General features: G+C 42.8%; 20 protein-coding genes. 19 read left to right on the top strand and 1 reads right to left on the bottom strand.

From position 1 onward, the window contains the following. Positions 1-19 precede the first annotated feature (19 nt). From BM176_RS19805 to BM176_RS19715, 18 genes are all read left to right on the top strand, one after another. Entirely contained in the window at positions 20-565 is a 546-nt protein-coding gene (locus tag BM176_RS19805) for a DUF6934 family protein (protein WP_090106026.1), read from the top strand. A 13-nt stretch (positions 566-578) separates the two neighbouring features. Beyond that, positions 579-764 (top strand): hypothetical protein, encoded by a 186-nt coding sequence (locus BM176_RS19800; RefSeq protein ID WP_090106025.1) that lies wholly within the window; start codon positions 579-581, stop codon positions 762-764. Between the two features lie 457 nt (positions 765-1,221). Next, complete coding sequence (locus BM176_RS19790; protein ID WP_090106023.1) at positions 1,222-2,400, top strand: ATP-binding protein; 1,179 nt, start codon at positions 1,222-1,224, stop codon at positions 2,398-2,400. Positions 2,401-2,632: 232 nt separating this feature from the next. Continuing rightward, complete coding sequence (locus BM176_RS19785; RefSeq protein WP_090106022.1) at positions 2,633-4,042, top strand: anthranilate synthase component I family protein; 1,410 nt, start codon at positions 2,633-2,635, stop codon at positions 4,040-4,042. A 1-nt stretch (position 4,043) separates the two neighbouring features. Next, positions 4,044-4,613 carry an anthranilate synthase component II gene (locus BM176_RS19780; RefSeq protein WP_090106021.1) on the top strand — a complete coding sequence of 190 codons (570 nt, stop codon included), beginning with the start codon at positions 4,044-4,046 and terminating at the stop codon, positions 4,611-4,613. 3 nt (positions 4,614-4,616) lie between these two features. After that, a complete protein-coding gene (gene trpD, locus BM176_RS19775) occupies positions 4,617-5,609 on the top strand; it encodes an anthranilate phosphoribosyltransferase (protein ID WP_090106020.1) in 993 nt (330 codons plus the stop codon). Positions 5,610-5,644: 35 nt separating this feature from the next. Beyond that, positions 5,645-6,448, top strand: coding sequence for an indole-3-glycerol phosphate synthase TrpC (gene trpC, locus BM176_RS19770; protein ID WP_090106019.1), 804 nt, complete (start codon positions 5,645-5,647; stop codon positions 6,446-6,448). Then, positions 6,445-7,080, top strand: a complete 636-nt coding sequence (locus BM176_RS19765; protein ID WP_090106018.1) for a phosphoribosylanthranilate isomerase — start codon at positions 6,445-6,447, stop codon at positions 7,078-7,080. The genes trpC and BM176_RS19765 overlap by 4 nt, the downstream gene beginning before the upstream one ends. 7 nt (positions 7,081-7,087) lie before the next feature. Then, positions 7,088-8,305: a tryptophan synthase subunit beta gene (gene trpB / locus BM176_RS19760; RefSeq protein WP_090106017.1), complete on the top strand. Its 1,218-nt coding sequence runs from the start codon at positions 7,088-7,090 to the stop codon at positions 8,303-8,305. Then, positions 8,302-9,072, top strand: coding sequence for a tryptophan synthase subunit alpha (trpA, locus tag BM176_RS19755; protein ID WP_090106016.1), 771 nt, complete (start codon positions 8,302-8,304; stop codon positions 9,070-9,072). Before trpB ends, trpA begins: the two co-directional genes overlap by 4 nt. Before the next feature lie 7 nt (positions 9,073-9,079). Further along, on the top strand, positions 9,080-9,673 hold the full coding sequence (gene hisH / locus BM176_RS19750; protein ID WP_090106015.1) for an imidazole glycerol phosphate synthase subunit HisH: 594 nt from the start codon (positions 9,080-9,082) through the stop codon (positions 9,671-9,673). Between the two features lie 2 nt (positions 9,674-9,675). After that, entirely contained in the window at positions 9,676-10,821 is a 1,146-nt protein-coding gene (hisA, locus tag BM176_RS19745) for a 1-(5-phosphoribosyl)-5-[(5-phosphoribosylamino)methylideneamino]imidazole-4-carboxamide isomerase (RefSeq protein WP_090106014.1), read from the top strand. A 5-nt stretch (positions 10,822-10,826) separates the two neighbouring features. Beyond that, entirely contained in the window at positions 10,827-11,582 is a 756-nt protein-coding gene (gene hisF, locus BM176_RS19740) for an imidazole glycerol phosphate synthase subunit HisF (RefSeq protein WP_090106013.1), read from the top strand. A 34-nt stretch (positions 11,583-11,616) separates the two neighbouring features. After that, positions 11,617-12,225: a bifunctional phosphoribosyl-AMP cyclohydrolase/phosphoribosyl-ATP diphosphatase HisIE gene (gene hisIE, locus BM176_RS19735; RefSeq protein ID WP_090106012.1), complete on the top strand. Its 609-nt coding sequence runs from the start codon at positions 11,617-11,619 to the stop codon at positions 12,223-12,225. A gap of 23 nt (positions 12,226-12,248) precedes the next feature. Then, entirely contained in the window at positions 12,249-13,340 is a 1,092-nt protein-coding gene (locus tag BM176_RS19730; RefSeq protein WP_090106011.1) for a TlpA disulfide reductase family protein, read from the top strand. Between the two features lie 656 nt (positions 13,341-13,996). Next, positions 13,997-15,145 (top strand): TlpA disulfide reductase family protein, encoded by a 1,149-nt coding sequence (locus BM176_RS19725; RefSeq protein ID WP_090106010.1) that lies wholly within the window; start codon positions 13,997-13,999, stop codon positions 15,143-15,145. Between the two features lie 151 nt (positions 15,146-15,296). Then, positions 15,297-15,653: a BlaI/MecI/CopY family transcriptional regulator gene (locus tag BM176_RS19720; RefSeq protein ID WP_090106009.1), complete on the top strand. Its 357-nt coding sequence runs from the start codon at positions 15,297-15,299 to the stop codon at positions 15,651-15,653. Between the two features lie 6 nt (positions 15,654-15,659). Beyond that, a complete protein-coding gene (locus BM176_RS19715) occupies positions 15,660-17,252 on the top strand; it encodes a M56 family metallopeptidase (protein ID WP_090106008.1) in 1,593 nt (530 codons plus the stop codon). A 43-nt stretch (positions 17,253-17,295) separates the two neighbouring features. Here BM176_RS19715 and BM176_RS19710 read toward each other — a convergent pair whose 3' ends face one another. Then, a complete protein-coding gene (locus tag BM176_RS19710; protein WP_255373548.1) occupies positions 17,296-18,381 on the bottom strand; it encodes a formylglycine-generating enzyme family protein in 1,086 nt (361 codons plus the stop codon). Positions 18,382-18,447: 66 nt separating this feature from the next. Between BM176_RS19710 and BM176_RS19705 the strand changes: the two genes are divergently transcribed. After that, complete coding sequence (locus BM176_RS19705; RefSeq protein WP_090106007.1) at positions 18,448-19,806, top strand: GH1 family beta-glucosidase; 1,359 nt, start codon at positions 18,448-18,450, stop codon at positions 19,804-19,806. Positions 19,807-20,362 lie beyond the last annotated feature (556 nt).

Below are 20,362 nucleotides of genomic sequence, written 5' to 3'. Positions count from 1 at the left end.
GAGATATTTTTGCGGTCCTATGTCAAATACAAACCATTATTTAGTTGACTCAAAATTTGAGGAAGGAAAATTGAAATATCATTTTGAAAGTGTGGGTAAGACTAAAGTTATTAAGGTGATAGACTATTCTCCTTTAAATATAGAGTATACAAAACCAGTATATAATTTAGGTTTTGCAGATTACGATAATGAAAGGGGGGAATTAAGTGATAAAAGTGTTAGTAATAATGGAGATACTTATAAAGTATTTAATACGGTTTTGACTACAATTCCGTTATTTTTTGAAGAAAAACCTGATGGTGTTATTCTTGTTCAGGGCAGTGATAGTGATTCGGCTTATTTTGATGTGTGTATGCTTTCCTGTCAAAGAAAATGTACTGATAAATGCAGGAAAGTTGGGCGTAGAATAAAACTATATTGCCGGTTTATAAATAAGTATTATTCCATTTTAAACAATGATTATGTTTTCAAAGGTGGCGTTCAAAATAATGAAGGTGAAATGGTTATGGAAGATTATCAGATTGGAAGGTTTTATAGTTCAATTTTTGTTTACAAAAGAAAATAATTAACTTTAAAATATGAAAAAATACAATCTCGTAGCAAGACTAAAAGCTACAAATATTGCTGAGGGAAAACGGGAGTTTAAAAGGATAGTTTTGTATATTTCTGAAAAGTATAGGGGGAAGGAAATGTTTCCTGAAAAGATGGCATGGGCAAGAGACACAGTGAGCAGAATTAAAGATTGGTCATTTTTAGAAGCCTGATAATCGAATACGTAGCTGCCTAGTACGAAGGGGGTAGAGTTTAATAAATATTTTGAGGATCGGGATGTGTTTTACATTCCGCTTTTTTATTTTAGGCAATTCACGATTTATAAATCGTAATCGGTGCATAATGATAATAGGGTTCTGATAAGGTTATTTGTTTTGTCTGAGCCTTACCTGTATCATATTTTGAGGTATTTTCGCTGCCTTGAAATTCAGATCATTCTATATACGCAGTATGAAAAACTATAATTTCATAATAAGATTGAAAGTTTCGACTTTCTCTTCTAAAGAACGAGTATTTAGGAAATTAGTGAAAAAGGTTTCTGCAAGATTAAAAGGGAAGGAACTTTTCCCGGAACAGATGAGAATGGCGAGAAAGATCGTGAGTGGGATTAAGGACTGGTCGTTTTTAAATGCGTAGATAATATTTTAAATGGATAAATGATTTGTATGGATGATTATTCGTAGACTAGAAATCAGAGTAAAACAAGTTTTGCAACGGAGCTCTTCTGTTTTATTGATGGGACCGCGTCAGGTAGGTAAAACTACTATTGCATTAAATATCTCTGAAACTGTTCCTGCAGTTTATCTTGATCTGGAAAACAGGCTTGATCTTGAAAAGGTTCGGGATATTGCCACCTTTCATGCTGAGAACACTGAAAAGCTTATTATTCTGGATGAAGTGCAACGTATACCTGAAGTATTTGCTCCATTACGAGGAATAATTGATAAAGAACGACGAAAGGGTAATAAGGCAGGGCAATTTTTATTCTTGGGGCCCACATCGATCCATCTCTTACAACAATCAAGCGAATCACTTGCGGGAAGAATTTCTTATATAGAACTTCATGGAATTGATGTACTGGAATATGCTGGTCAGAATCTGGAATTGATCAATACTCTTTGGCTGCGTGGAGGTTTTCCTAATAGTCTTCTGGCAGCTTCCGATAATGATAGCGTGGATTGGCGACGCGATTTCATTAAGACATATCTCGAACGTGATATTCCCCAGTTAGGACCCCGTATTCCTGCTCAAACGCTTGAACGTTTCTGGACAATGCTGGCTCATAATCAGGGGGGAATTATAAATACTTCTAACTTGGCAAGAAGTTTAGAGGTTTCAAGTGTAACAGTTGGTCGTTATCTGGATCTGATGGTTGATCTTTTGCTGGTTAGACGTTTGCAACCCTGGACCTTTAATGTTGGAAAACGTCTTGTACGTACTCCGAAAGTATATGTCAGAGATAGTGGTATTACACATGCATTATTAAATATTTCCACTTACAATGATTTGCTTGGCCACCCTGTTGTGGGTGGGAGCTGGGAAGGGTTTGTTATCGAAAATATTATGTCTGTTGTTCCTGCAAGAGCTTTACCTTTTTATTATCGCACATCTAATGGCGCGGAAATAGATCTTATCCTTGAATTTTCAGGAAAAGAAAAATGGGCTATCGAAGTAAAGCGCAGTTCTTCCCCGGCTTTATCAAAAGGCTTTCATATTGCATGTGATGATATAAAAGCTGATAAGAGATACGTTGTTTATTCGGGGAAAGATAGGTTCTCCCTTGGAGAAGGGGTAACTGCTATTCCATTAGCTGATCTTATGCAGGAGCTTTTAAATTATGGACAATAGACATAATGCTTCAGTTCGCAAAAAAAATTTGCATTTTTTCAAAAAACACCAGATATTTGTCCCGCAATGAACATTAACATGACATACAAACATTGGCGTTGGCATACTATCAGTTCCTGATAAGGTGTTACAGTGCCATGTTTCGTAGTGAAATATAATTGGAAGGCTCGCTGTTACACAGCGGGCCTTCTTCGTTTTTGACGGTCACCCAATCAAATTAATCAACAAACCAATGGGTAGTATTCAAGTAAAATCAAGATCAAAGCAAATGCTGGCAGACATATTTACTCCTGTCGGCATCTACCTGCGGCTCCGCGACAGATTCCCCGGTTCCGTATTGCTGGAAAGTACCGATTACCGCGCCAGTGAGAACAGCTTTTCTTTTATTTGTATCAAGCCGATAGCGGGCATGGAAGTCACTTCCATAAAGGATTTCGAATTTAAATATCCGAACCTCCCGCCAGAAAGAAAACAGCTGAAAAGCCCACAGAATGTGCTGGACGAACTGCAGAAATTCCTTAGTAAATTCTCCTTCGTTAATAAACCAGTGTTGCCTGTAGTACAAAGCTTATTCGGTTACAGCACTTTTGATTCAGTACAGTTCTTCGAAACAATAGAATTTAATAAGAATAAACAGAGCGAGAGTACCATCCCACTGATGCGTTATCGTTTTTACCAGTATGTTATTGTAATCAATCATTTCAAAGACGAGCTCTACCTCTGTGAAAACCAGGTAGAAGGGCTCGACAGCGAGTTTGAACTGATTGAATCCCTTATCCGGCAGAAAGACGTTCCAAACTATAAGTTTACTGCAGAAGGAGAGGAGAAAAGCAATATGACCAATGAGCAGTATATAGAGATGGTGGAAAAAGGAAAGCAACACTGCTTCCGCGGAGATGTTTTCCAGGTGGTATTATCGCGAGCCTTCCACCAGCAGTTCAAAGGTGATGAATTCAATGTATACCGTGCCCTCCGCTCTATCAACCCTTCCCCTTATCTTTTCTTCTTCGATTACGGCGACTATAAACTGATGGGTTCTTCCCCTGAAGCACAATTGGTTATAAAAGACAATAAGGCTACCATTCACCCGATTGCAGGCACTTTCCGCCGCACCGGCAATGATGAACAGGATCGGGAACTGGCGGCACAACTGCTGGAAGATCCGAAGGAAAATGCGGAACATGTGATGCTGGTAGACCTTGCCCGTAACGATTTAAGCCGATTGGCTACAAACGTAGAAGTAGAATCATACCGCAAAATCCAATACTATTCACACGTGATCCACCTGGTAAGCGAAGTGACAGGTAAGATCCAGTCCGGACTAAATCCGTTCTCCCTGCTGGCAGCTACTTTCCCTGCTGGTACATTGTCGGGCGCACCGAAATACAGGGCCATGCAGATCATTGATCAGTATGAACCTACCGCCCGCGGATTTTATGGAGGATGTATAGGTGCGGTGAGTTTCAACGGAGACTTTAACCATGCTATCATGATCCGTTCTATCCTCAGCAAATCCAATACTTTGTACTACCAGGCAGGTGCCGGTGTAGTGGCTAAGTCAGTCGCCACCTCAGAACTGGAAGAAGTGAATAATAAACTGAACGCATTAAAACAGGCCATTCTGCTGGCGCAAAATATCTGACATGAACATTCTGGTGTTTGATAATTACGATTCTTTTACCTACAACCTGGTACACCTGGTAGAAAAGATTATTAATGGTAAAGTGACTGTAGTCCGCAATGATGAAATTCCCCTGGAAAAAGTGAAAGCGTATGATAAAATCATCCTTTCTCCCGGCCCTGGTATTCCTGAAGAAGCAGGCCTGTTATTACCACTTATAAAAGAATATGCAGCCACCAAGTCCATCTTTGGTGTATGCCTTGGTCAGCAGGCAATTGCTGAAGCATTTGGTGCCAGTCTTACGAATCTCAAAGATGTATATCACGGTGTGGCTACTAATGTAAATATAATCTCAAGAGCAGGGAGGATCTTTAACGGACTACCAGATCAGCTGGAAGTAGGCCGTTACCATTCATGGGTAGTAGATGAAAAAACATTACCGTCATCTTTTACTATCACAGCAAAAGATGACAACGGATATATCATGGCACTGCAACATCAGCAATATGATGTAAGTGGTGTACAGTTCCACCCGGAAAGCGTGCTTACGCCGGATGGAGAAAAAATCATGCGTAACTGGTTGAATGCATAAATCATGAAAAAGATACTGAACTACCTCTTTGAACATAAAACCTTTACCCGCAATGCGGCAAAAGATATATTGATCAGCATTTCCAAAGGAATGTACAATGACAGCGAACTCGCTGCTTTTATGACAGTATTCTTAATGCGCAGCATTACAGTGGACGAACTGCTGGGCTTCCGCGATGCCCTGCTGGAGCTATGTATACCGGTGAACCTGAATGGTTATGATGTGCTGGATATTGTAGGTACTGGTGGTGATGAAAAGAACACTTTCAACATTTCTACACTGTCTTGCTTTATCGTGGCAGGTGCTGGTGGAAAAGTGGCCAAACATGGCAACTACGGTGTATCTTCTATCAGTGGTGCTTCCAACCTTATGGAATCTGCGGGCTATAAGTTTAAGAATGATGATGCCAAACTACGGCAGGAACTGGAAGAAGCAGGTGTTTGTTTCCTGCATGCTCCGCTGTTTCATCCTGCTTTGAAAAATGTAGCAGGCATCCGCAGACAGTTGGGTATCCGCACTTTCTTTAACATGCTGGGCCCGCTTGTAAATCCTGCTTTTGCCCAACATCAGCTGATAGGCGTATACAGCCTGGAACTGGCAAGAGTATACAACTATCTTTTCCAGCAAACTGATAAACGTTACGTGATCGTACATAGCCTGGATGGATATGATGAGATCTCCCTCACTGCCGATACACGTGTGATCACTAATCTGGGAGAGAAAGACTGGACCCCGGAACAGCTGGGTAAACGCAAGGTATATCCTGAAGATATTTCCGGCGGAAACTCAGTAGAAGCTGCTTCCAAAATATTTATAAAAATATTGAAGGGAGAAGGCACCTGGGCACAGAACTCTGTTGTAATGGCTAATGCGGCTATGGGCTTGTATTGTATGGAGAAATATAGTAATTACGCAGATTGTTTCCAGGCAGCAGTGGAATCCCTGGAATCAGGCTCGGCATATAATTCATTTAAAAAGCTGATAAGTTTGCAGTAATCAAGCAAAAAAGCGCCACATTTTAATACGAACAAATGAAAAATATACTCACAGAAATTGTCGCACATAAACATATAGAAGTGGCGGCCCGCAAGGAACAGCGGAGTGTGGCTGAACTGGAACAGGTTTCCTGGTTCAAACGTACACCTCTATCGCTGGCACACTTCCTGCAAGATCCTGCTAAAACAGGGATTATTGCAGAGTTTAAGCGGCGTTCTCCTTCTAAGGGTATTATCAACGGAGAGGTAACCGTTCAGGATGTTACGATGGCTTATACCCGCTATGGTGCTTCCGGCCTGTCTGTACTTACAGATGAAAAGTTTTTCGGTGGCTCGTCTGACGATCTGCAGCAGGCGCGTGCAGTGAATAGCAATACGCCTATCCTCCGGAAGGATTTTATTATTGATGAATACCAGATCCTGGAAGCAAAGGCGATAGGCGCAGATGTGATCCTGCTGATAGCAGAATGCCTCACAAAAGAAGAGGTGGCCTACCTGGCATCCTTTGCCCATAACTTAGGACTGGAAGTATTGCTGGAAGTGCACAGCGGTGATCAGCTTGATAAGGTAACAGATCATATTCAGCTGGTAGGGGTGAACAACCGGGATCTCACCACTTTTAAAGTAGACTTCAACCGCTCCTGTGAACTGGCAGCCCAGATCCCTGCCGGCAAATGTAAAGTGGCGGAAAGTGGTATCAGCAATACAGATGCAATCATTACCCTGAAACAGGCTGGCTTTAATGGCTTCCTGATAGGGGAGTTCTTTATGAAACAGGAAAATCCACCCAGAGCATTTGAAAACTTTGTGACGGAACTGGCAGATAAACTAACGAAATGAAAATAAAAGTTTGCGGAATCACCAGGAGAGAAGATCTGCAAAAGCTGGTTGAATACCAGGTGAATTATGCCGGCTTTATCTTTTATGAGAAATCCCCCCGCTTTGCAGGTAGTAAATTAGATTCGCGTACCATCCGTGAAACGAAAGGAATCCGGAAAGTTGGTGTATTCGTAAACGCACCACTGGAACAGGTGAAACGTATCGTAGCCGACTGCGGACTGGACCTTGTACAGCTTCACGGTGATGAAGATCCTGCATACTGCGCGGCTTTACGTGAAATATTGCCGGTGATCAAAGCATTTCGTGTTGGAGAAAATGTGCAATGGAAAACATTGCTGGAACCTTATCTGGAAGTAACGGATTATTTCCTGTTTGATACAGAAGCAGGTAAGGCTTACGGCGGTACCGGTAAACGTTTTAACTGGGAGCTGTTACACAGTTATCCATATACACATCCATTTTTCCTGAGTGGCGGAATAGGACCGGAACAACTGCCGGAACTGCTGTTGCTGGATCTTCCGGCACTGGTGGCGGTAGATGTGAACAGCAAATTTGAAATACAACCGGGTATAAAAGATATGGAAAAAGTGAAGCCCTTTACAGAACAGATTCAATCAACTTTTTTAAAATAATCATAACATGAAGATTGCGGAAAATACGTTCGGCTCTAAGTATCATGTGGATGAGAAAGGCTTTTACGGCAGGTTTGGCGGTGCTTACGTACCAGAAATGTTGTATCCAAACGTAAAAGAACTGCAGGATAACTACCTGAAGATCCTCCGTGACCCGGCTTTTCAGCAGGAGTTCGAACAACTGCTGCGCGACTATGTGGGCCGTCCTTCTCCCTTGTATCTTGCCAAACGCCTGTCCGAAAAGTATAAGGCGAATATCTACCTGAAAAGGGAAGATCTGAACCATACAGGTGCACATAAAATAAACAATACCGTAGGACAGATCCTGCTGGCACAACGACTGGGTAAAACGCGCATCATTGCGGAAACAGGTGCCGGACAGCATGGTGTGGCTACGGCTACAGTGTGCGCCCTGATGAATATGGAATGCGTAATCTATATGGGTAGCGTGGATATTCAGCGGCAGGCACCAAATGTAGCACGTATGAAGATGCTGGGTGCTACTGTTGTGGCAGCTACCAGCGGAAGTCAGACGTTAAAAGATGCGACCAATGAAGCAATCCGTGACTGGATCAACAATCCGGTAAATACGCATTATATCCTGGGTACGGCAGCAGGCCCACATCCTTATCCGGATATGGTATCCCGCTTCCAGTCTGTGATTAGTGAAGAGATTAAAGTGCAACTACTGGAAAAAACAGGCAAGGCAAATCCTGATTATGTAGTAGCCTGTATCGGTGGAGGAAGTAATGCTGCCGGTGCGTATTATCATTTCCTGAATGAGCCGGATGTGAAGCTGGTAGCGGTAGAGGCAGGTGGTAAAGGGGTAAATTCCGGTTTCTCTGCAGCAACAACGCAACTGGGAAAACTGGGTATCATCCATGCCAGTAAAACATTACTGATGCAAACAGAAGACGGCCAGATTACAGAGCCACACTCTATTTCCGCCGGACTGGATTATCCTGGTATAGGTCCGTTACATGCACATCTGTATGAAACCGGGCGTGCTACCTTCCTGAATGCTACTGATGATGAAGCATTACAGGCAGCTTATGAGCTGACCCGGCTGGAAGGGATCATTCCAGCACTGGAATCATCACATGCACTGGCAAAACTGGGACAGATCCCTTTTAAACCAAATGATGTAGTAGTGCTTTGCCTGAGTGGCCGTGGAGATAAGGATATGGAAACATACATTCGTAACCTGCCCAATAAAATATCATGAGTAATCGTATAGATCAGTTATTTGCCAGTAAAAAAACAGGCATCCTCAACATATACTGCACTGCAGGTTTTCCGGAACTCAATGATACCTTACCCGTGATGACTGCCCTGCAGCAAAATGGAGCAGACCTTATAGAGCTGGGTATGCCCTTCTCCGATCCCCTGGCCGATGGCCCGGTAATCCAGGAGAGCAGCACCCGTGCTATCAAAAACGGGATGAGCGTCCGGAAGTTGTTTGAACAACTGAAAGATTTCCGTTTAAATATACACGTACCCGTTATCCTGATGGGATACCTGAATCCTGTATTGTTATACGGTATCGAGAACTTCTGCAAGAAGTGTGCTGAAGTAGGCGTGGATGGCGTTATTCTGCCGGATCTGCCGATGGATGAATATGAATCAGACTATAAAGCAATTTTTGAACAATACGGATTACACCTGATTTTCCTGGTTACTCCGGAAACCAGCGATGAACGTATCCGTAAGATCGATAGTCTTAGCAAAGGATTTGTATACGCAGTATCTTCTTCCTCTACTACTGGTAAGGATAAAGACATGGGTAACCAGCAGGCTTATTTTGAAAAGCTGAAGCAGTTACAGCTGAAGAACCCAGTGCTGATAGGCTTTGGTATCAAAGATAAAGCTACCTTTGATGCTGCCTGTGCATACAGCAATGGAGCTATCATAGGTACTGCCTTTATCCGCGCCATTGAAAATACGACTAACCTCCCCGCTGCTATAAAAGATTTTATTGCAGGCGTGAAATAGAAAGTATATGAAAACAGTCATCATAAAATACAATGCCGGCAATATCTGCTCTGTATCATTCGCACTGGATCGTTTAGGTGTGAACGCAGTGGTGACAGATGATCCGGAGGAAATCAGGGCTGCCGATAAGGTGATCTTTCCTGGTGTGGGAGAGGCCAGCTCGGCTATGCGTTACCTGAGAGAAAGGAAACTGGATCAGTTGATTATTGGTTTGAAGCAACCAGTATTAGGTATTTGTGTGGGCATGCAGCTGATGTGCAAACATTCCGAAGAAAATGATGCAACCTGCATGGGCATTTTTGATGTGAATGTGAAACGTTTCCAGTCGCCCGTAGATAACGGACTGAAGATCCCGCAGATAGGATGGAACAACATTACAGGGCTTTACAGTACCCTGTTTGAGCATGTACCGGAAAACTCGTACATGTACTTTGTACATAGCTATTATGCGGAACTTGGGTCTGATACAGTCGCTACTACTAACTATGTCATCAATTACAGTGCTGCACTTCAGAAAGATAATTTCTATGCAGTACAGTTTCACACGGAGAAATCTGCCACAGAAGGACAGAAGATCCTGGAAAATTTCCTGAAGTTATAAGTATGCAGATAAGAAGGATCACGACAGAAGATACGCTGCCATTGCGCCGGGATGTGTTGTATCCGCAGGAAACGCTGGATGCTGTACGTGTACCGGGAGATGAAGACGGATTACATTTTGGCTTGTTTGAAGAAGCGGAGATAGTGGGTGTTGTATCGCTTTTTATGCGTCGTACAGATGCACAGTTCCGTAAGCTGGCAGTTCATCCGGCCTGTCAGGGCAGGGGATACGGCCGTTTACTCATACAGCATCTGATCGAATTATGTACAAAGGAACATGTTCCGCTGTTATGGTGTAATGCGCGTGATACAGCAGAGAGTTTCTATACACAGTTTGGTTTTACATTTGAAGGAGCACATTTTAAAAAAGGGAATCTTACTTTTTGCAGGATGGAATTACAACTGGATAAAACAGCAGGTGAGACATTTTCGATCATCCCTGCGATTGACATTATAGATGGTAAGTGTGTACGACTTACACAAGGCGATTATGCACAAAAGAAAGTATATAACGAGCATCCGCTGGAAGTAGCTAAAGCCTTTGAAAGCATAGGGGTACGCCGCCTGCATCTTGTAGATCTTGATGGTGCTAAGAAAGGAGAAGTGGTGAACTGGAAAGTGCTGGAAGCAATTGCCGGTAAAACAAACCTTGTTGTTGATTTTGGCGGGGGTATCAAAAAGGAAGAGGATCTCCGGATCGTATATGAGAACGGAGCAGCTATGGCAACTATCGGCAGTATTGCTGTAAAGGACCCTGCACTGTTCTTTGGTTGGGTAAAGACATATGGTGCTGAAAAGATCTTCCTGGGAGCGGATGTAAAAGAAGAAAAAATTGCCGTTGGCGGATGGCTGGAAACTACGGAACTCTCTGTATTTGATTTTCTGGAATCCAACATTCAGCAGGGCGTATATAATATTTTCTGTACAGATATCGCGAAAGATGGTCTGCTACAGGGGCCTTCCATCTCCCTCTATAAAAAGATCCTGGAACGTTTTCCAAAGATCTCATTTATAGCGAGCGGAGGTGTAAGTGCAATGGAAGATGTGCATGCCCTGGAAGAAGCGGGTTGCAGTGGTGTAATAGTAGGCAAGGCGATCTATGAGGATAAGATCACCATGAAAGAACTGGAAGCATACTTAAAAAAATAAGGATCATGTTAACAAAACGTATCATTCCATGCCTGGACATTAAAGATGGTCGTACGGTAAAAGGTGTGAACTTTGAAAATATACGGGATGCAGGTGATCCTATTGAATTAGGTGCCTTTTATGCAGAGCAGGGTGCCGATGAACTGGTATTCCTGGATATTACCGCTACCAATGAACGCCGGAAAACACTGGCAGAACTGGTAACCCGGATTGCAAGGAATGTAAATATTCCTTTCACTGTTGGAGGAGGAATCTCATCTGTAGAGGATGTGAGTGTGTTACTTAATTCCGGTGCAGATAAGATCTCTGTAAATACGTCTGCCTTCAAAAGGCCGGAACTGGTGGATGAGCTGGCAGGTGAATTTGGTAGTCAGTGTGTAGTGCTTGCCATTGATACCCGGTTTGAAAATGGCGACTGGTACGTATATCTAAATGGGGGCCGTATAAAAACGGAGATAAAGGCATTCGACTGGGCAAAAGAGGCTGTACAGCGTGGCGCAGGGGAGATTCTGCTGACATCCATGAACAATGATGGTACTAAACAGGGATTCGCCCTGGATATTACGGCTCAGCTGTCACAGAATCTGAATGTTCCGGTAATCGCCTCCGGCGGAGCGGGTACAATGGAACATTTCAAGGACGTATTCGAGATAGCGCAGGCAGATGCAGCCCTGGCTGCCACCATTTTTCATTACAAAGAGATTGAGATTCAGGCATTGAAAACTTACCTGTATAAGGAAGGAGTCAATATGAGATTCTGATAAAATATTACTTTTGAGCAAAATCCGCAACCGCATGTACAATAATAAACAGGTAGACTTTCAGAAATCAGCAGATGGTCTTGTGCCAGCAATCGTACAGGATGCGGCTACTTCCAGGGTACTTATGCTGGGTTATATGAACCAGGAGGCACTGGATAAAACACTGGAAGAAGGGAAAGTGACCTTTTTCAGTCGTTCCAAACAACGACTGTGGACCAAAGGAGAAGAAAGTGGCAATTTTCTTTATTTACAGGAAATAAGGGTGGATTGTGATAATGATACTCTGCTGATCAAAGCAAACCCTGTTGGCGTAGTATGCCATACCGGTGCTGATACCTGCTGGGATGAGAAGAATGTCAGCAATGACTTTCTCGCAAAACTGGAAAGTATCATTACTGAACGTAAGAATAACCCGTCCGATAATTCATATACCTCCAATCTCTTCGCCAAAGGCATCAATAAGATAGCTCAGAAAGTAGGGGAAGAGGCTGTAGAAGTAGTAATAGAAGCAAAGGATGATGATGAAGGGCTGTTCCTGAACGAATCTGCCGACCTGCTTTTTCATTATCTTGTACTGCTTAGTGCAAAAGGCTACCAACTGGCTGACGTACTGTCAATACTCCAGCAAAGACACAATAAATAGTACTTATTTCTTATATTAGAGGAGTGAAACAACTTATAATATGCACCATTGGAGTGCTCTTTTCATGGACAATCTCTGCACAGCAGGTAATAACAGGCACCCTGAAGGGAGCCGATGGTAAAACCCTGTTCCTGTACAGCGATGAAGACAATAATCCGAAGGATTCATTAATACTGAAAGGCGGAAAGTTCTCCTTTAATATGCCTCCGGCCGCCAGTACTGGCATTTATGCACTGATCCTGCAGGGGGTAGATTACCCTTTCCTGTTTGTACCGGCTAAAGAACCGGTAAAGGTGGTGTTGGATGTGGCTAGTTTCCCGGTAGCAGAATCTGTAAAGGGCGGAGATGAGAATAATGCCATGCAGGCTTATCAGCAGGCTTTTCGTCCGCTGATTCAGCGTGCACAGGCTTTGAATAAAGAAGCGGCAGCTATTGCAGAAGATGATGAAGCCGGTAAAACTGCTTTCCGTGCTAAAGCGGCGACTTTCAACGAGGATGTATTATCTACAGGCAAAAAGTTCATCAAAGACCATCCAAAGCAACTGGCCAGTATGTGGGTATTGCTGAATGAACTGCGTAATCGCCTGGAACCCGGAGAGTTTGAACAGGTGTATAATTCCCTTGATAAATCACTACAGGACACCAAATATGGCAGATCTGCTGCCAAGTACCTGGCTAGTGTGAAAGTGAAGGAAGAAAGAGCAAGTGGAATGGCGATGGATTTTACCCAGGAAGATCTGAATGGGAACCAGGTAAAACTGTCTTCTTTCCGTGGTAAATATGTACTGATAGATTTCTGGGCCAGTTGGTGCGGCCCTTGTCGTCAGGAAAATCCTAATGTAGTAAAGGCTTTCGAACGTTTTAAAGATAAAAACTTTACTATCCTGGGTATTTCCCTGGATAATAACCGTGATCGCTGGATTGGAGCTGTTAAACAGGATGGGCTTAACTGGACACAGGTATCCGACCTGAAAGGCTGGAGCAACCAGGTAGCACAACAGTATCAGGTCAATTCCATTCCTGCAAATTTCCTGGTAGATCCCCAGGGACGCATTATAGCCAGGGACCTTCGTGGACGCGCGTTGGAAACTAAGTTGGAACAGGTATTGAAATAAATTCAGCTTAAAATATTATTACAGAAGGCTCCTTTAAGGGGCCTTTTTTTGTTATGCTGATGTAATGACTTCACTCACTGTTTGCGAATTTTAGTCATGTAGGTTCTCTCTGATGTGGATATGCAGTTCTCAGGCCCTTTATTTACCATTTTCTTATCATAACCTTTGAGCCGATCTTTTCTGTCACAATGTTTATAACTATATATGACTAGTATAACTTGCCAGTGTCTTCCCGGAGAGTTGAGAGCAAGTTGCTAGTGTCTCCCAGGGTTGGTAGGTAATTGGTAGGTGATTGGTAGGGGTTTGATAGGGGTTTGTTCGGTCATGACCAAACAAACCCCTATCAACCCCCTACCAAACCCCGGCTTAAAGTGCTACTCACCAGGAACTCTCCCGCACAACTATAGCTTATATTCTGCATCAGGATAAGACATCAGAAGCATGTTACTATGATGTTTTTCCTGAAAGACAGTTTCAAATAGTTGTAAATCAATTGATTTATGGAATATTCTACTAAATAGCGGCTGAAACCTGACAGGATGATCAGGATAAGTAGGATATTTGGTTTCATATCAACGGTCTTTCACCGTTTATCACAATCAGTTTGATTTTCCTTTTCGGATGTGGGAAATTTGTTGCTATTAAATTAGAAATCAATGAAGGCAGTATTGATGATCGCAGCGTTCTTTGGGCCTGCGGTTTTGTTTGCGCAGGACAACAAGAATAAAAATGAACAGTCTTTTACCATACAGGGATCTCTGACACAGCTCCAAAAGCCGGCCAAAGTATATTTAAGTATGCGGAGTAAGGACGGGAATAAACTCGACAGTACGGATGTGAAGGATGGTAAATTTGTCATAGCCGGTACACTTGCTGAGCCATCTATGGCTCTCCTGGTACTGAAAGTACAGGACTCCAGCCTGCAGGTGGAAAACCCAAAGGAGAGAAAACGTGATGTACTAACTGTTTTCATAGAGAAAGGAACCATCAATGTTACAGCTCAGGATTCTATCAGTAAAGCAACCGTAACTGGTTCACCATCAAATGATGACTTTGCAAAACTGAATGAGCTGTTAAAAGATATAACCAGCCAGCTGAATGAGTTGCAACAGCAATACCGCCAGTTATACATGGCAAAGGATGAAGAGGGTATGAAGAAGCTGGAACCTCGCTTTGATGAGCTGGAGGCTGTCCAGAAGAAGATCCTGGGTGATTATCTGAAGAATAATACCGGTTCTCCTATTGCCTTATTCGTATTAGGTCAGTACGCCGGTTATGAGATCAATCCTGCGGAAATAGAGCCTATTTATAACAAGCTCAATAAGAACCTTCGTAATACACCGTCAGGAAAGGAATTTTCCGAAAGACTGGCAGCTGCCAAGAAAACAGCCGTGGGGCAACCGGTAATGGACTTTACCCAGCCTGATGCAGAGGGGAAAAATATTAGCCTGACTTCCTTTAAAGGGAAATATGTACTGGTCGACTTCTGGGCTAGCTGGTGCGGCCCCTGCAGGGCAGAGAACCCGAATGTGGTAAAGGCATACAGCAAGTTTAAAGACAAAGGCTTTGATATCCTTGGAGTTTCCCTGGATGATAAGAAAGATAAATGGCTGGCAGCTGTGCAGGCCGATAATTTGCTCTGGACACATGTTTCAGACCTGAAAGGCTGGAATAACGCTGCTGCAGAAATGTATGGCATTCGTGCCATTCCACAGAACCTGCTGATAGATCCGCAAGGTAAAATAGTAGCAAAGAACCTTCGGGGGGATGCGCTGGAGAAGAAACTGGAAGAAGTTCTGAAATAAAATAAGCAATAGTCATAACAAAATGCCCAAAGTGTGAATGCACTTTGGGCATTTTCTGTTAAAATCTGTTAAAAGATAAAAATAAGTTTGCTCTGTTACGAATAGTTCGTAGATTTACGAAACGATCGTAATAGCAATTAAATCTGTACACATGGAAAAGTTAACGCAACAGGAGGAAATAGCCATGCTGGCTGTATGGAAGACGGGTCAGGGATTCGTAAAGGATTTCCTGGAAGCTCATATAGTGCCGCAGCCTCCTTATACTACGCTGGCTTCCACCATTAAAAATCTCGAGAAGAAGGGATACCTGCAGAGTCGGAAAATAGGGAATGTATATGAGTATACACCTCTCATCGCAGAAGATGAATACAAGCAGAAATTCATGAATGGTTTTGTGAAAGATTATTTCGAAGATTCTTATAAAGCACTGGTGACTTTCTTTGCAAAAGAGAAGAAAATAACTCCGGAAGAACTGAAGGAAATCTTAAAGATGATTGAAAAAAACTGATTGTTTATGCTGATTTATCTATTGAAAGCTAATATCGCACTTACTTTATTTTACCTGGCATATCGTTTCGGATTACGACGTTTAACGTTCTATACACTGAACCGCTTTTTTCTGCTGGGAGGTATTATTTGTTCGGCATTGTGCCCCTTCATTGATGCCAGTATATTCTTCCGGCAACATGAGCCGTTAAATAATGCAGTAGGTACATATGTACTGGACCTTGCAGCCTTGAATGCACGTCCTTCCATACCGCTTATTAATGTCGTGTTGTTGTATGTTTTCTGGACGGGAGTGATTGTAATGGCAATACGTTTCATGATCCAGTTATTCTCTCTCTGGAAATTACACAGTAAAACGACGATCGCTTCAATAGATCATAATAGTATAAGAGTGACGCAAAGAAAGGTAACGCCCTTTTCTTTTTTATCCAATATTTATATCAATCCATCTCTGCATACACCGGTAGAACAACTGGCTATTATACGCCATGAGCAGATCCATGTTAAACAATGGCATTCTCTGGACATTATACTCGGAGAACTGAACCGCATCTTTTACTGGTTTAATCCCGGTGCGTGGTTAATGAGTACCGCTATCCGCGAGAATCTCGAATTCATTACCGACAGGTGTGTATTACAGCAGGGGATGGATGCAAAAACGTATCAATACAGTTTGATAAAAGTAAGTGGGATCCCATATGCGACGGCCATCGCAAACAATTTCAATTTCTCACACTTAAAACAAAGGATCATGATGATGAATAAAAAGAAATCATCGCACTATCACCTTTTCCGTTATCTCATATTGGGTGGTCTTGTAGGTATTATATTGCTTTCACTGAATGTTAGTCGTGCGAATAACAGACAGAGTATAGCCGTAAAGTTGCATCTGGCAACTGATACGCTTCCTGTACCACCTGCACCTCCTGTGGCACCGGTACCACCACCTCCTCCTCCACTACCTGCAAAGGGTGTAAAGGCAGTGCCAGTGCCAGCGCCACCGGCACCTCCCGCAAAGGTGGCTCCGGTAGCAGCGCCAGCACCATCTGCAGCACCTGTGGTAACATCAGTTGTTTCATTATCTCCACTAGGTCCACAGAAAATAACCATTACAGATGTAACAGCAGGGAAACTGGAAACAGTGGATAATCCTGCGGGGAAAGGCCTTAGCTTCAGACGTAATGCTGTCAATGCTGATGGTACTCCCGTTAGTGGTAGTCCGGTATATATAGTGGATGATGTATCATCGGGACATAGTGCTCCAAACATCAAAGCTGAGGATATTGACAGGATATCGGTATTAAAGGATGTTGATGCTGCACAACAATATGGAGAGGATGCCAAAAATGGTGTAATATTTATCTATTCTAAGGAATACATGAATAAACAGAACACAGAGGGCACAAAGATTATAGTGAAAGATCCAAAGAAAGGAGGGACTCCGCTGTATTATATTGACGGGAAGCCTGCAACCAGTATTGATCAGATTTCTCCCAATGATATTGAATCTGTCACTGTTTTCAAAGGAGATGATGCGATTGCTAAATATGGTAGTGCTGCCGTTAATGGCGTTGTAGAAGTGAAATTGAAAGTAAAATAATTGAATTAAAATCCCGGGAAATTTCCCGGGATTTTAATTTATACTATTTAATATTTTTCACACATCTGAATCCAAGATTCTGTAATCCGGATTCTGCTGTTGTTTTCATTCTTGCTGTAACGCGATATCCTGAACAATATTCATCTGTACACATATAAGATCCTCCCCTGATTACCCGCTTTGGATTTGCCGGATCTTCGGGATCATAGGCAGTATCAGGTCCTTTAGGATTATGTGTATTCGCAGACTGTTGATAGTAAGTATTGTTATACAGATCCTCACACCATTCCCATACATTCCCGGACATATCATACAAGCCGTAAGCGTTAGGTGAATAAGACTTAACAGGAGCTGCATTTAAAAAACCATCCGTTTGGGTATTCTGATAAGGAAAATGTCCATTCCAGGTATTCGCTTTGGCTTTACCGGTAGTCAGCGCTTCTGAGCCCCACGGAAACGGCTGATCTTTCAGTCCCCCGCGGGCTGCGTATTCCCACTCCGCTTCTGTAGGCAGGCGTTTTCCGGCCCATTTGGCATATGCCTGTGCATCTTTCCAGGAGATGTGTATTACCGGGTATTTTTCTTTTCCTTTCAGATCGCTGTCCGGGCCATCCGGATGCCGCCAGCTGGCCCCCGTCACAAATGACCACCATTGGGAAACATCATCCAGTGGCACAGCGTGGGAGGGGGGCGTAAATACAAGAGATCCGGGTAATAATGCACTGCTATCCGGTTCCGGAGAACCTGCTGGTAATTGCTGCATCAGTTCTTCTTTACTGATAGGCTTTTCTGCAGTAGTAATATAGCCGGTAGCCTTTGTAAATGCTGTGAATTCAGCATTGGTCACCTCATGTTCGTCCATCAGGAAACTGTCTACTGTAACAGTATGCCGGGGTTGTTCATCGGGACGGGCTTCTGCATCATCAGCACCCATTGTGAATGAGCCTCCGGGGATTAGTACCATATGATTCAAAGAATCTGCCGCGGCAACCGGCGGCCTGACGTTCTGATGGCATGCTCCCAGCAGAAAGGCTCCTGCAAGCAGGCAGATAGATATATTGTTCATAAGCATATCTCCAAGTTCGGAATTATAGACGTGAAATTTATGAGCAGCATTATTAAAATTCATGATTCTTAACAATTAAATAATTAGCTATGCAAATAAAGTATTGTAAACTGCACCCTGTATTTGTATATGGAACCATTCACCGCACCTTTTAGCAGGCAGGACTTTGGAGATGATTTTTTATGGGGAGTTACTATTTCGGCCTTCCAGAATGAGGGAGCTTCTGATCATGATGGCAAGGGGCGTTCTATCTGGGATGTTTTTACTGCCCGTAAAGGCAAAATCAAAGATGGCACTCATGCCCATGTAACAACGGATTTCTACAACCGTTATTATGATGATCTGCTGTTAACCAGACAGATGGGATTTAAAATATTCCGCTTCTCTATTGCCTGGTCCCGCATCCTGCCCCTGGGAACCGGCGAAGTGAATCCGGCAGGGATCGCTTTTTATCATCGGTTAATAGATGCCTGCCTTGAACTTGGGCTGCAACCTTATATTACACTTTATCATTGGGATCTCCCACATGCATTGGAAATGAAAGGCGGCTGGTGCCACAGGGGAGTGGTCTTCGCCTTTGAAGAATATGTACGTATCTGTATCCAGGCATATGGGCACAAAGTAAAACACTGGATTGTGATGAATGAACCCTTTGGCTTTACTTCTCTGGGGTATATGCTGGGGGTACATGCTCCCGGAAAATTCGGACTATCCTATTTCTTCCCGGCCGTACATCATGCACTGCTGGCACAAGCATCTGCCGCAAAAGTAATCCGGCAGGAAGTGGAAGGGGCTGTAATAGGTACGGCACTTTCTTGTTCACATATTCTACCTTACTCACAAACCGAACCTGATATACTCGCTGCAAAAAAGGCCGACGCACTGTTTAATCGCTTGTTCCTGGAGCCCGTATTGGGATTGGGATATCCTGTAGCCGATTTTCCATTACTGCGCAAAATAGAGCGCCGTTATGCCCTCTGGCGCGATTGGGACCAACTTGCTTTTGATTTCGACTTCTTTGGTGTACAGAATTACTTTCCCCTGGTAATACGCCGGAATGCGTTCATGCCGGTAGTAGGTGTTTCTGAAGTAAAAGCCCGGGCGCGTAAAGTACCTGTTACGGCGTTGGGTTGGGAAATAAGTGGTGATGGGATGTACGGGATATTGAAGCAATTTGCGGCTTACAGTGGTGTACGTCGGCTGATAGTAACGGAAAATGGAGCAGCCTTTAATGATATACTAACAGAAGGGCGTGTACACGATACTAATCGCATTAAATATTTCGAAGAATACCTTGGAGCTGTACTGCGGGCTAAACGAGAAGGAATACCTGTTGATGGATATTTTGCATGGACACTTACCGATAATTTTGAATGGGCAGAAGGTTATCGCGCCCGCTTTGGCCTTGTCCATGTAGATATGGAAACACAACAGCGCACCATGAAAGATTCCGGGTTATGGTTTAGAGAGCTATTAACAGGCGATTAAACAGAGGATATTCCTACCATAATGAGTGCTCTCATTACATGAATAGTGAAGGATTAATTTTAAGTTGGCTGCCGTACAATTAAGTAATATTATCCACGTTACTATGATACATTAAAAGAAATTTATCATGTTGAATTGGACGTTTAACTCTATTTAACACAATTAATTTTGTAAGTATATTTTACTATTGTAATTTAGTTTCAACGAAAGCAAAACCCGTAATTATTATACCATTATTTAAACCCGTCATCCCATATGAAAATGAGGAGGATAACTCACTTGGTCTCTGGCAGAGGTTCGTAATTTTTATTTTTTATTGCCAACATTGGAGCCATTTTTATTCATTTTTTTTTATGTATTCATTTACTTCTTTATGGCATATTAGGAATTAATTTTCATAATAAAGTTAACCTAGTCTTCTATATACTTATACTATATACGAAGAATCCATGTCTGCATAGAGGTATTACTATTTTACATTTTTAGTTCACATGCTAAAGGCATGTGGAGGTGTGTTTTTTTTCATGTCAACAACATGAAAAGGGAAACTGTGCCT

It is taken from the genome of Chitinophaga sp. CF118, assembly GCF_900112615.1.
Lineage (GTDB): Bacteria > Bacteroidota > Bacteroidia > Chitinophagales > Chitinophagaceae > Chitinophaga.
This window is presented reverse-complemented; position numbering and strand designations above follow the sequence as displayed.